The following is an 11,911-nucleotide window of genomic DNA, read 5'->3' as shown; positions in this document are numbered from 1 at the left end:
CCGTCATAATTTCCACCACCAATACCACCCGTATATCCATTAGTAGTATTACGATTGGTTTGAACGACGGCATCAAAGTTTATAGTACCATCTGGATTTCTTGTCCCATTGCCATTCTCTACGTAATGTTCGTAGAGGTCAGAATTAAATGGGTACATGTCTATATCGGAATTAAAATAGTTTTTCCCAATCGGGCCTGTTCCACCGCCTCGCCCTGCAGAGCCGTAGAGAGAAGTATTAAGTTCAAGTTTATCAGAAATTTCCCAATCCCAATTGAATGTTCCCAATGGTTTGTTATAGAAATTTCTTCTCATGTTAAACTCTTCTCCATTCAAAGTACCGCCATTGGTATTCCACCTAGGGTCAATACCTGCATCACCAAAGTATTCGTAATCACGAATAGATACCCATGTATCTCTTTGGTGGTGCCATTGTCCTGCTCCTAAAAAAGAAAAGTTGAAAGAGTGTTCAGAACCAACCGGCTCGTATCCAACAGCTGTGAAGTATGTATAACCTTCACCTGATGTATTGTACACATACCCATCTCCTGCCCACCTACTTAGTAGGAAAGAAGCGGCCCAACCCTTTTCGGAAAGACCCGTAGAATAGCTTGCGGATGTTTTTACATATCCATCATTTCCGACGACTTGCCCAACAGTACCACCTTGTTCTCTACCAGATGCTTTTGTAAAAATAGATACTGTACCACCAACCGAAGGTACTGCTAACCGCGAGGCACCTAGTCCACGTTGAATTTGAATCCCAGATGCTACATCTGTTAATCCTTGCCAGTTAGACCAATATACCCATCCGTTTTCCATATCATTAACTGGCTGCCCGTTAATCAGGAAGGAAGTGTTACTTTGATCAAAACCACGTAATGATATTCGGGAATCACCATAACCGCCACTTTGTTTAGTAGCATAGACACCTGGAGTTGAGTTCATAACTTCAGGAAATTCTTGGTTACCAATTTTTTGTGATATAGTTTGTGGTGAAATTAGTGTAGATGCTACAGGAGTTTCCCTAACCCTTGCCACATCAACTACACCCGATGAAATAACAATTTCACCGAGAACACTTTCATCAATTTCTAATTCAAAATCCAGTTCCAGATCACTTGATCCTACCGTGATCTCTTCTTGGATAGTTACATATCCAACACTGGAAACACGCAGTGTATAAGTTCCGGGCTCAACGCCTCTGATTACATAATCACCATTCAGGTCGGTTGCATTACCTTGATTGGTTCCCATCAAGAGCAGGTTAGCGCCGATAATTGGCTCCCCTGATCCCGCTTCGGTAACCGTACCTCTGATAGCAGACTGTGCAAACAGCGCTCCAGAAATACCAAAGATTAACATTAAAGTGGAAAGATATTTAAGCATGGTATTTATTTTTTGTTGTGAGGTTAATTTTGATAACTCGTTTTAAAAAATCGTCAGTTAGACATCATGTTGTAATCCGGCCAAAAAATAAGCATCTGGGAAACGTAAGATCGCTAACTTTTTTTAATCCTGCCAAAGATAGTAATAATGATGTCAAACCTCCCCAAGCATTCCCCCATTTAACACTATCTTAATATGAGGATGTAAAAGCTTTGTTATGAGTCAATTACAGCTTGGTAAAAATGAAGTATTGTCTCTTGGCTGATCTTTAAATAAAAGAGACAAACAATAATACTGAAAATGAATTGTAATTTGAAAACGCCTATATGCTCATATTTTCTCGCTGAAGTGACAACCGGATGGTTTATGATTCTAAATTGTGCGTGATCTTTCAATCTTTTTACAATGTCCTGATCTTCCATTACAATCAGTTCCTCATCAAAACCACCGATCTTCCGGAATATCTTTTTTTTCACAAAAAGGCTTTGGTCGCCAAATCGAAAAAAGTCGATATCAAATCGTGTGAACCAGGCATAAAATCTTAGCGCCTGATGATCTATATCAAACTGCAATCTAAAGCATCCGCAATCAACACCCTTGCTGATTTCTCTTTCAATATCCCGGACAAAAGTAACCGGGGGAATAGTGTCGGCATGCACAAAATACAGGACTTCCCCGGCAGCATTAGCAGCCCCAAAATTCATTTGACCGGCTCTGCCTTTTTTAGGCGAGGTTATAACCACTGCGCCGGATTTTTCAGCTTCTGCTATCGTACCATCTTTACTTCCTCCATCCACTACAATGATCTCAGTTTTTACCGGATCGCTATTTAGCTTGAGATAGGTTACCAGCTTCCCAATCTTATTTTCTTCATTATATGCGGGGATAATGATGCTGATCATTTTCACTTACTGTCTATTTACTTCTGCTTTTAAAGTGATGTAAGGATAAGGAAATATCCTTCAACGATATCTTTTAATTACAACTTTGAAGGGAACCGAGCCTCTACCTGTTTCCAGTCTTCAAGCCTATCCACGTCATTCAATTGTTTTAGAAGGGTATAGTCTTTTCCAAGCTTTTCGGCTTTATTAATAGTCTTTTCTAACACTGAACCGGTACTCCAGGCTATTTCAGTGAACAGCTCAGGAAAGTAGCTTTTCATTCCCAATAAATAATAACCCCCATCAGCTGCCGGGCCTAATACTATTTCATGATCATTCAACCGGGCAAAAGCTTCTTTTAAGATGTCGAGCGTAAGTTCAGCACAATCACTGCCAATTATCACTGTTTTTTGAAAGCCTTCATCATCAAAAGATCTTCTAAAAGCTTCCGACATTCTTTCGCCAAGCCCCTCTCCTTTTTGAAGCTGCTTTAAAAATGCTCTTTCCCCCCACAGATCATTTTCTTCGATAAAGCGTGAATAACATACTTCCTTAGTAACCGGAAGCGGAGAAACCTGATCATAGGTATAGCTTAATAACTTTTGATAGATCTCAAGGGCTTTCTCATCACCTACCTCTTTAGCCAAACGCGTTTTTACCTTTCCGGCTTCCTCATTCTTTACAAAAATAATGAGCTTTTCTTTAGACATTTTTTATTGATTTAAATTCGGCGCCGGGAATTAAAAAAAGATTGTGAATAGTTCATGGTTCTCAAACCCAAACTTCAACCTCTCCTTCATAAGGAGAGGCTTTTCCAGGGCCTAATAACAATTTTGATATTCATTCAAAACTCCAATCTCCAACAATTAGTCTCTCTCCTTGTTGAAGGAGAAAACAAAAGAGGTCGGATTGGTGGATATTGCGATTCTTATTTCAGCATACATAAAAATACTTCGGGCGTATGCGATACGCCCTTACTGATTCTTAGCTATCTTCACTTCAAAATTCAATGTTCGATGTTTTTTGTTGGATGTTCAAGTGGTCGCTCCTCCACAACTGCTTCCGGCCCCTGCTGTACACCCAAAACAGTGTTGATTCACCAGGATCTCCCTGTTATTTAATGAATCCAGATCAAATTCTCTGATATGCTTAACGCTGTCGTCGTGTACTTCCATTTCCAGCATTTGGTTAAAATCGCAATCAAAAAGCCGACCATCCCAACCTATTGAAATGGTATTTCTGCACATCACCCCGGCCGCTGCAGCTGGATTAAACGCTTCGATCAATTTCTCCATGTACTCTTCCAGATTTCCGGACATCAATAAGAAGTTTAAAAACCGGCTGATCGGTAAATTTGTGATCGTATACAAGTCATTAAATTCAATGCCGTGAGTTTTCCTTAGTTCTCTTTTGAATTCCTGCTTGATCTCTTCCTGATCACCCGGTAAAAAAGCTCCTACAGGGTTGTAAACCAGGTTAAGCATCAATCCGGTTTCCTCTTTTCCGTATCCCAGCTCATTCAATCTTTTTAAAGCTATAATAGATTTGTCGTACGTTCCTTTTCCACGCTGCCGGTCGGTTCTGGATTTACTGTAAAATGGAAGCGAGCACGTTACTTCCACTCCATGCTTTTTAAAGAATTTCGGAAGATCACTGAATTTGTTGGTTGTTAGAATAGTCAGGTTCGACCGTACGATCACATGCTTACCCAACTTTGACACTTCTTCCACAAACCACCGAAAGTGGGGATTCATTTCAGGAGCTCCTCCGGTAAGATCAACGGTTTGTATCTCAGATTCCTCAAGTGCATCCAAACAGTATTGAAAAGTTTCCTTCGTCATGATCTCCTTTCGATCCGGACCGGCATCCACATGGCAATGCTTGCAGGTCATGTTACACATATAGCCCACGTTCATCTGAAAGATCTCAATACCTGTAGGTTTTAAAGGAAACAGATCAATATCCTGAAGTTTTTCTTCAAATTTGGTAAGCGATCTGACCTTTTCATTGTGTGAGTTAATAATTTCAAGTTGAACTTTCGGATCTGATAACGAATGTGCTTCTGCTTGTAAACTTTTCATAATAATTGCTGCTGAAATTCTTTCTTCTAATAAATAAAATAATGCGAGTAATCACGCTAATCAGTTACATCGAAAGCCCTTTGACCTTATTCATCATTTGTACACCATGCACCAATGATGACCCCCCTCGTATAGCTGCTGAAACATGCACAGCCTCCATCATTTGTTCTTCACTTGCACCATTTTCGAGACTTTCGGAAGTATAGGCATCAATACAATACGGACATTGTACAGTGTGCGAAACCGCTAAGGCTATCAAAGCTTTTTCTCTTTTAGTAAGTGCTCCCTCCTCAAAAACTTCTCCATAATATTCAAAGAATTTTTCCCCCAGATTTTCCTGCCATTCCGTAATCTCACTGAATTTTTTTAAGTCTTCTTTTTTGTAATACGATTTGTCCATAATAATACTATTAGTTTTAGATTTGATGGTTGCTTATATATAATCCTTACAAAATAATTAGTGCAATGGATCTATTTGCCTGTCCAAGAACTCACTAATTTTTTAAGATTGAAACAATTTTGGTCTTTTTTTCATTTAATAAGGTAATAACTGCAATAAATCTAAATCATACGAAAATGAATACAACTAAAATATTATCGGTACTGTTTGTTATCACCGGGTTTTTAATTTTTTCTCCAAATAAAGTTCAGGCGCAAGCCAATGGAAACGGAGGAAATTTAGGTCTCGGTGTTATGTTGGGTGAGCCAACAGGTATATCTGCAAAAATTTGGAATAATGATCGCTCTGCTTTTGCTTTTGGAGCTGCTTGGTCGTTTGGAAGAAATGATGCCCTTCACCTGCATGGTGACTATCTGCTTCATACCTGGTTAAACGATGTAGAAGAAGGTGACCTTGCGTTCTATTATGGTGTTGGTGGGCGTATCGTTTTAAGCGATCCTGATGCACGAGCAGGTATAAGAGTACCGTTTGGGCTGAATTATATCATTCCAGATTCACAAGTGGATCTCTTTGTAGAAGCAGTACCTATTCTAAACCTCGTTCCTGATACAGATTTTGATGGAAATGGTGCAATTGGTATCAGGTATTATTTCTAAGCAGATCACTCTGTAAAAAACTATTAGCTTTTATTGGGGCAGGATGATTTCCTGTCCCTCTTTAGCTAAACTTACGAACTCAAAGGATTCGCTATATTTATCCAAGAGTTCATTTTCAATATTTTTTAATATCATATCATTGCTATCGGGGTCATGATGTGTAAGGCACAAGTTTTTTACATTCTCCCCCCGGGCTATTTCCACAACATTTTCCCACGCCGAATGTCCCCATCCTCTTCTTGTTTTATACTGCTCTCTTGAAAATTGCCCGTCGTGTATTAAGAGATCGACTCCATTTATGAATGTTCGAAATTGTTTTTCAAACTTAACGGAGGTATCACTGTTATCGTCCCTCAACTCATTATCGGGAGCAAAAACGATCTTTTTTTCACCAATCTTGATTTTATAGATAGCTGTTGGAATAGTATGAGTTGCCCACATGTATTCTATAGAATAGCCTTGGTACTCTTTTTCTGAAGGCAGAATAGTATCGCAATCCAGGTCTGCTTCCAACATATCCATTGATACAGGGAAAAATGTGTCCGACATGTGGCCTTGCAGAATTTCTTTACAGCCGATCTGGCCTTGCGGGGGCATATTTATTCTAAAAAAGCTTTCTTTATTGTAGAAAGGTTTAAAAAATGGAAATCCTTGCAAATGATCCCAATGCGGGTGCGTAATAAAAATACGCCCTTTCAAAGGCTTTCCATCATTCAAAAGTTCATTCCCTAAATTTCTAAATCCGGTCCCACAGTCAAAGATCAGTAATTCATCACTACCTTCGGCCTCAACTTGAACACACGTTGTATTGCCTCCATAGTGCATATTCTCACTATTTGGACAGGGGGTAGAACCTCTGACACCCCAGAATTTTATTTTTATGCTATTGTCCAAACTTTTTGTCCTTCATAATAAATTAATCTATCCACTAACCTTGCTTAACTATTATTCTCACACCAATACATGTATGGATGCTAAATCTAAGCTATGCTTTGCACTAATAATTACAAGATTTTGCTCTCTGTTAACGATGAGCCGTTAAGTGTTAAAAATATTCTTTTAAAGAATATTTTATTCTTCTTCATCATTGCCTTCGTTGCTTCTTTTAAGCTGGTCTATTTCCTTTTTTAATTCCTGTAGACGATCTTGTTTTTCACCAATAGCCTTATCTGCTTTATCAATTTTTTCCTGAAGCTCATCTTTTAGCGCATTTCCTCTATTGGTGGGCTTAAAATATGTTTTAGCTTCTTCGTATTGTATCATTTCGCTTTCAAGCCTGGAAACTTCTTTCTTCAGTTTGTCGCGTTCTTTCTGATACTTGATGATATCTTTTCGAGTATCGGGGTCTATTCCCTGATTGGCAAGTTTTTTCTCCATTCCCAGATCCGAACCTAAAGAACGATAGCGATCGTAAATAACATCACAAGCTTCACGATACTGCTTCCAGATCTTATTTTTCATCTTTATAGGCACATAACCTGCATCTTTGAACTCTTCCTGCAGTTTTTTAGCCTCTTGCACTGCCAGTGCCGGATCGTCATGCTTTCCTAATTCTTCAAGTTTCTCCAGGATCTCTTCTTTCTTGGCAAGATTTTCCTTTTGATCCTTTCGCTGTCCTTTGAAAGCTTCTCTGCGACGATCATAAAACTCATCCATCGCTCCTTTAAACTGCTTCCAGATCTTAGAAGATTTTTTTCGGGGAACCGGGCCTATTTTCTTCCACTCGCTCATCAGGTTTTGCATCGTCTGATGGCCTTTCTCGAAATCCTCGGTATCCTTTTCCTCGTTAGCCTTCTCTATCAACTCATGCTTCTTCTCAAGGTTTTTTTCCTCTTGTTCCCGAAGCACGTCAATATTTTCAGACTTTAATTCATTGAACTTATCTGTGGCTGCTTTAAACAGATCCCACATTTCATTTTCATCTTTTTGAGGCAGATTCCCGGTTTTTTTCCAGGCTTTATGAAGTTTGTTTACCTTGCGGGCTGCTTTTGCAATATTTTCCTGATCTACAAGTGCCTCTGCCTCTTTGATCAGCTTTTTCTTTTTCTCTAAGGCCTTCTCAATAACCTTTCGGTATTCTTTATCAAACTTAAAGCGAATTTCGTTGAAGGTATCCTGAACTTTATTAAAACGATCCCAAAGTGCCTGATTTTTTTCAGATGGAACCCGACCTACTTTTCTCCACTGAGAAATAAGCTTGTTGAATTCATCTTCAAGCTCCTCAAAATCCGGACTTTCTTCTTCCAGCATTTTGACAAGCCCGTCCATTTTATCGAGAAGAAGCAGTTTTAGTTCTAGATTTTCCTCTTCCTTCTGAAGTTTTTTAACGAGCCGATCTACTTTATGATCTTCAAACTCGTCCATCAATTCTTTGAACTGTTTTTCCAGAGACTCAATTTCTCCCTGCGGCAGGAATTTAATAGACTCCCACTGCCTCTTGATCTTTCCCACCTCTTTTGTGGCTGACCAGTCTTCTTCACTAATGATCTTAGAAAGTGATTTTAACAGCTCCTTTTTCCTGGCAAGATTTTCTTCTTTCTTCCGGTTTTGTTCTTCGTAATGCTTCCTTTTCTTCTCTTCGAAGTTATCCCGTAATTCCTTGAATTCGTCGACAAGCTTGGATGCTTTTTCACTTCTTGATTCAGGACCTTCAGCAACTTTCTGTGCCAGATTAGCTAATTCCGTTGTAACAAAAGTCCAGTCAGTTTGAACAACCAATTCGTTTGCACGCTCTACAATATCAGCGTAGAAACTTTCCGCATCTTCTTCACTATCATCTGCATCTTCCTCTGAATCAATCTCGTCTTCAAGATCTTGAGACCCTTCTTCGGATTTTTCCTCAGCTTCGGCTTCAGCATCTGAATCTACCTTCTCAGATTCATGTTCATCTGAGGCAGCTTCAGTTGAGTCTTCCTCATCAGCTTCCTCCTGATCTTTTTCAGAATCAGTATCAGTAGAATCATCAACAGATTCTTCCGCCTTTGTTGATTCGTCCTCTATTTTTGAGGATTCTAAATCCTCAGAGACTTCTTCATCAGATGCTTGCGCAAGTTCTTCTTTCTTGATGTCTTTCTTTTCAGAATCGATATTGTTTTGCTCCAGGTTCTCCACAGTAACCTTCCTTTCCTCGTAGTTCTTTTATATTTAACGGCTCGAAGCCTTCTTTCATAGATTAGTTAAGATAATATATCTGCTCAATCTTTGACAATTAATGACAAAAGAAAACTAAAACTCATAAAATGAATTAAAAACGATCATCATGCATCTTTTATAAATAAAAAAGGCACTTTTAAAAGTGCCTTTTGGATTTGAATTTTTTAACAAATTCTATTTCTGTTGATAAAGATAAACATCTCTCTGAGGAAATGGGATCTCAATGTCTTCCTTATCCAGCTCTTCTTTTATTTTTTCAAGATTGTCCCAAAAGAAAGCCCAATAATCTTCTGTCTTGGTCCATGCCCGGGCAGAAAGGTCAAGAGAACTGTCGCCTAAATTTGTAAGAACAACAACTGGTTCCGGTTCTTTCAGGACTCGTTCATCTTCTTTCAAAACCCGAAGCATGATCTCCCTGGCTTTTTTCATATCAGAGGTATATCCGATGCCTACCGGAAATACTGCCCGGCGTATTTCTTTAGCGGAGTAATTGGTGACCGCTGCATTCGCAAGTTGCCCGTTTGGAATTACAATTTCCTGGTTATTTGGAGTTACCAGAAAAGTGTATAGAATATCGATACGCTCAACAGTTCCGGATTCACTCCCCCTCTCAATAAAATCTCCCACTTTGAACGGCTTGAAAAACAGGATCAATACTCCACCGGCAAAATTTGACAAGCTACCCTGCATTGCCAAACCAATCGCTAAACCTGCCGCACCTAAAACAGCAATAAAGGAAGTCATTTGAATTCCTAACATTGACAGTGCAGTGATATACACCATCACTTTCAATAATATGGAAACGAGGCTTTGCAAAAATACGGCCAACGCATTATCAACACTGCTTTTATTTAGAGCTTTCTTTACACCTTTAACCACAAATTTAACGATCCATAAACCAATAACGAGTGTGGCAATTGCAGCAAGCAATTTTGGACCAAATGTGATCACAAAATTCATTAGGTCATCCGAACTTATGTTAAAATTTTCCATTTAAGTAAGTTGATTTGGTTTTAAATTTTTCACTGTATGAATATCAATAATATATCAGTGAGTGTCATATTTTGTTCATATAAAAAGGAAGGGAGTGATTCCCTTCCTTTTACTTTGATCTATTTTTTTATCAGATCTCTGCCAATTCTTTTTTGATCTCGTCTTTGCTCTTGCCGAGTTTTTTCTGAAGACGGCCAATCAGCTCATCTTCCTTACCTTCGGTGAACTTTAGATCATCGTCGGTTAACTTTGAATATTTTTGTTTGAGTTTGCCTTTCGTTTCGTTCCATGTTCCTTTAAGGGTTAGATCATTCATGATGTCGCTCCTTTTGTTTGTTCGTTAATCGTTATTCGTTAATCGAAAATCGTCAATAAGCATTTTCAAGTTGGTGAGGTTAAAAATTCACCAAGCTTTTAGGTGATCATTCTTCCAGGTGGCTTCTAAGCATCCATGCTGTTTTCGAATGAACCGTTAGTCGTTCAGTAAGCAGATCGAGCGTAGCTTCATCTTCAGCTTCATTCGCAGGCTTTAAGGCCTCGCGTGCTGTCCGAATGACTTGCTCGTTTGCTTTGGCCAGCCGCTTCACCATTTCTTTAGCTTTGGGCTGATCGCTGTCTTCTTCAATTGATGTTATTTCATTGAATTCTTTGAACGAGCCCGGCGCCCTGAATCCAATTGCACGGATGCGTTCAGCAATTTCATCAATAGCTTCAGCCAACTCGGTGTACTGCTCCTCGAATTGCTCATGCAGCTGATGAAACAACTCACCGGTAACATTCCAGTGATAGTTGTGTGTTTTTAAATACAACAGGTATGAATCGGCCAATACCTTTGACAAACCGGCTGCTATTTTCTCTCTGTGTTCTTCAGAAATTCCAATGTTTACTTCCATTTTTCTTACTCCGTTTAGTGTTTCAATACTCATAATAACTAACTGCTTTTTTGTGAATATTCTATTAACTAAACAAAACTGAACGGCTACGGTTCCATTAGCTAAGTAATTATTTAAAAGGATTTACAATGAACGTGATTGAGACTATCGATCACAAAAAAAAACTCCGCGCTTTAGCTAAGTGCGGGGTTTTTGTGCTAAGCTTTTTATAACGCAAAAAGCTTACTCTGTAATGTCGTACACTTCTTTAAGAATTCCCTTGGCGTTGGCATCGCCATCCTGCATCACGCGGTGTTGAAGATTGGTAATGATCTCCTGTTCTGCTTTTTCGTAAGCAATCTCTTTGGCACTTTCTTCGGTGTTGGTACGCACCAGTTCATAAATGTCATCGGCACGGACTACACTGTAAATTTTGTCCTCATTAAAAGCATGAGAGCGCAGTTCTTCAAATTCCTGAAACACACGGGGGAAATCTTCACTGTTTTCAGCACGTGTGATAATTTCAACATGTTCGGGTCCTTCAGCGCTTAAAGGGGTTTTGCAGAGATAGAAAAAGTTTTGTTGGTATTGCATCTGCTGTAAATGATTGGGTTGAATTTTTTAGCTGTGTCAATATAACAAATCAGCTGAATTATTGTGAGTGGAAAAGAGGCAAGGTGCAAGGTTCAAGGCGCAAGTTTTATTGCCGTCCTTGAACCTTGCGCCTTACACCTTGTGCCTAACTAATTTTCTTCAAGATCTTCGGGATCATCATCCATTTGATCTGACATGTATCCGGGGAGATATTCTTCCAGGAACCTGCGAAACTTTCGAGACAAACAAGAGCAGCCGTAGGCATTCGCAGTGCCACTTTTTGTTCGGCTCCTGCCAAAATGCCCGCCGTTTGTTCCATCAATGGGTTATGCCCTACCAATAACACCCGTTCATATTCATCGGAAGCAGATTGTATGGCAGCCACGTAATCTTTAACCGACCCAAAGTACAGGTCTTCGCTCCAGCTGATGTTTTCCTCATTAACCTGCGCAGCCTCCATACTCAGCATGGTCGTCTCTTTTGCCCGCTGTGCAGGAGATGAGATCACCCAACCGGGTTTATGCTTACTGTCTCGCATGAATTTGCCCATCATGGGTGCATCGTGTAATCCACGATCAGCCAGCGGTCGGTCAAAATCTTTGAGGTCCGGGTGCTCCCAGCTCGACTTTGCGTGGCGCATCAATAAGATCTGTTTCATGTTCAGGGCTCCTTTTTTTGTACCTCTATTTCCACCATTCTCATCTTACGGGCAAATCGTCCGGCTTTAATTTCACCACCTCCATGTTCCGCCATTGCTTTGACCAGTTCAACGCCAAAAAATACAATAATACTTGAATAGTACACCCATAACATTAAAATAATTATGGATGAGGAAGCGCCGGTCAGCTCATTCAGAGAACTGTTGCCAATGATCATACCAACCCCAAATTTCC

Annotated in this window: 14 protein-coding genes; 1 reads left to right on the top strand and 13 read right to left on the bottom strand. The window is 39.6% G+C overall.

Annotated features, from left to right (window positions below):
• The 5 genes from VFM80_RS11135 to VFM80_RS11115 all read right to left on the bottom strand — a co-directional run.
• The coding region (locus VFM80_RS11135; protein ID WP_395071906.1) for a carboxypeptidase-like regulatory domain-containing protein at positions 1-1,388 on the bottom strand (1,388 nt) is incomplete at its 3' end.
• Between the two features lie 215 nt (positions 1,389-1,603).
• Positions 1,604-2,290 (bottom strand): TIGR04283 family arsenosugar biosynthesis glycosyltransferase, encoded by a 687-nt coding sequence (locus tag VFM80_RS11130; protein WP_395071905.1) that lies wholly within the window; start codon positions 2,288-2,290, stop codon positions 1,604-1,606.
• A 77-nt stretch (positions 2,291-2,367) separates the two neighbouring features.
• On the bottom strand, positions 2,368-2,979 hold the full coding sequence (locus VFM80_RS11125) for a TIGR04282 family arsenosugar biosynthesis glycosyltransferase (protein WP_395071904.1): 612 nt from the start codon (positions 2,977-2,979) through the stop codon (positions 2,368-2,370).
• Between the two features lie 324 nt (positions 2,980-3,303).
• Entirely contained in the window at positions 3,304-4,350 is a 1,047-nt protein-coding gene (arsS, locus tag VFM80_RS11120; RefSeq protein ID WP_395071903.1) for an arsenosugar biosynthesis radical SAM (seleno)protein ArsS, read from the bottom strand.
• A gap of 64 nt (positions 4,351-4,414) precedes the next feature.
• A complete protein-coding gene (locus VFM80_RS11115) occupies positions 4,415-4,750 on the bottom strand; it encodes an arsenosugar biosynthesis-associated peroxidase-like protein (RefSeq protein ID WP_395071902.1) in 336 nt (111 codons plus the stop codon).
• A gap of 176 nt (positions 4,751-4,926) precedes the next feature.
• Here VFM80_RS11115 and VFM80_RS11110 point away from each other — a divergent pair, with 176 nt between their 5' ends.
• Positions 4,927-5,406, top strand: a complete 480-nt coding sequence (locus VFM80_RS11110; RefSeq protein WP_395071901.1) for a hypothetical protein — start codon at positions 4,927-4,929, stop codon at positions 5,404-5,406.
• A 30-nt stretch (positions 5,407-5,436) separates the two neighbouring features.
• On the opposite strand, the gene VFM80_RS11105 is transcribed toward VFM80_RS11110, so the two are convergent.
• The 8 genes from VFM80_RS11105 to VFM80_RS11070 all read right to left on the bottom strand — a co-directional run.
• Positions 5,437-6,231 carry an MBL fold metallo-hydrolase gene (locus tag VFM80_RS11105; RefSeq protein ID WP_395071900.1) on the bottom strand — a complete coding sequence of 265 codons (795 nt, stop codon included), beginning with the start codon at positions 6,229-6,231 and terminating at the stop codon, positions 5,437-5,439.
• Between the two features lie 246 nt (positions 6,232-6,477).
• A complete protein-coding gene (locus VFM80_RS11100) occupies positions 6,478-8,517 on the bottom strand; it encodes a DUF349 domain-containing protein (RefSeq protein WP_395071899.1) in 2,040 nt (679 codons plus the stop codon).
• 216 nt (positions 8,518-8,733) lie between these two features.
• Positions 8,734-9,552: a mechanosensitive ion channel family protein gene (locus tag VFM80_RS11095; RefSeq protein ID WP_395071898.1), complete on the bottom strand. Its 819-nt coding sequence runs from the start codon at positions 9,550-9,552 to the stop codon at positions 8,734-8,736.
• 130 nt (positions 9,553-9,682) lie between these two features.
• A complete protein-coding gene (locus tag VFM80_RS11090; RefSeq protein WP_395071897.1) occupies positions 9,683-9,868 on the bottom strand; it encodes a CsbD family protein in 186 nt (61 codons plus the stop codon).
• A gap of 106 nt (positions 9,869-9,974) precedes the next feature.
• Positions 9,975-10,478 carry a Dps family protein gene (locus tag VFM80_RS11085; RefSeq protein ID WP_395071896.1) on the bottom strand — a complete coding sequence of 168 codons (504 nt, stop codon included), beginning with the start codon at positions 10,476-10,478 and terminating at the stop codon, positions 9,975-9,977.
• A 189-nt stretch (positions 10,479-10,667) separates the two neighbouring features.
• Positions 10,668-11,018, bottom strand: a complete 351-nt coding sequence (locus tag VFM80_RS11080; protein ID WP_395071895.1) for a hypothetical protein — start codon at positions 11,016-11,018, stop codon at positions 10,668-10,670.
• A gap of 145 nt (positions 11,019-11,163) precedes the next feature.
• Entirely contained in the window at positions 11,164-11,676 is a 513-nt protein-coding gene (locus tag VFM80_RS11075) for a SixA phosphatase family protein (RefSeq protein WP_395071894.1), read from the bottom strand.
• Between the two features lie 2 nt (positions 11,677-11,678).
• Positions 11,679-11,911 (bottom strand): YhjD/YihY/BrkB family envelope integrity protein (locus VFM80_RS11070; protein WP_395071893.1); only part of this gene is annotated, 233 nt, incomplete at its 5' end.

Source organism: Gracilimonas sp. (genome assembly GCF_035704785.1).
Lineage (GTDB): Bacteria > Bacteroidota > Rhodothermia > Balneolales > Balneolaceae > Gracilimonas.
The sequence above is the reverse complement of the archived record's forward strand: the minus strand, read 5'-3'. Positions and strand labels throughout refer to the sequence as shown.

Coding starts and splice junctions, on each gene's coding strand:
- VFM80_RS11125 (WP_395071904.1), bottom strand. CDS start 2,979: ATGTCTAAAGAAAAGCTCATTATTTTTGTAAAGAATGAGGAAGCCGGA.
- VFM80_RS11075 (WP_395071894.1), bottom strand. CDS start 11,676: ATGAAACAGATCTTATTGATGCGCCACGCAAAGTCGAGCTGGGAGCAC.
- VFM80_RS11085 (WP_395071896.1), bottom strand. CDS start 10,478: ATGAGTATTGAAACACTAAACGGAGTAAGAAAAATGGAAGTAAACATT.
- VFM80_RS11115 (WP_395071902.1), bottom strand. CDS start 4,750: ATGGACAAATCGTATTACAAAAAAGAAGACTTAAAAAAATTCAGTGAG.
- VFM80_RS11080 (WP_395071895.1), bottom strand. CDS start 11,018: ATGCAATACCAACAAAACTTTTTCTATCTCTGCAAAACCCCTTTAAGC.
- VFM80_RS11105 (WP_395071900.1), bottom strand. CDS start 6,231: ATGCACTATGGAGGCAATACAACGTGTGTTCAAGTTGAGGCCGAAGGT.
- VFM80_RS11095 (WP_395071898.1), bottom strand. CDS start 9,552: ATGGAAAATTTTAACATAAGTTCGGATGACCTAATGAATTTTGTGATC.
- arsS (WP_395071903.1), bottom strand. CDS start 4,350: ATGAAAAGTTTACAAGCAGAAGCACATTCGTTATCAGATCCGAAAGTT.
- VFM80_RS11090 (WP_395071897.1), bottom strand. CDS start 9,868: ATGAATGATCTAACCCTTAAAGGAACATGGAACGAAACGAAAGGCAAA.
- VFM80_RS11110 (WP_395071901.1), top strand. CDS start 4,927: ATGAATACAACTAAAATATTATCGGTACTGTTTGTTATCACCGGGTTT.
- VFM80_RS11130 (WP_395071905.1), bottom strand. CDS start 2,290: ATGATCAGCATCATTATCCCCGCATATAATGAAGAAAATAAGATTGGG.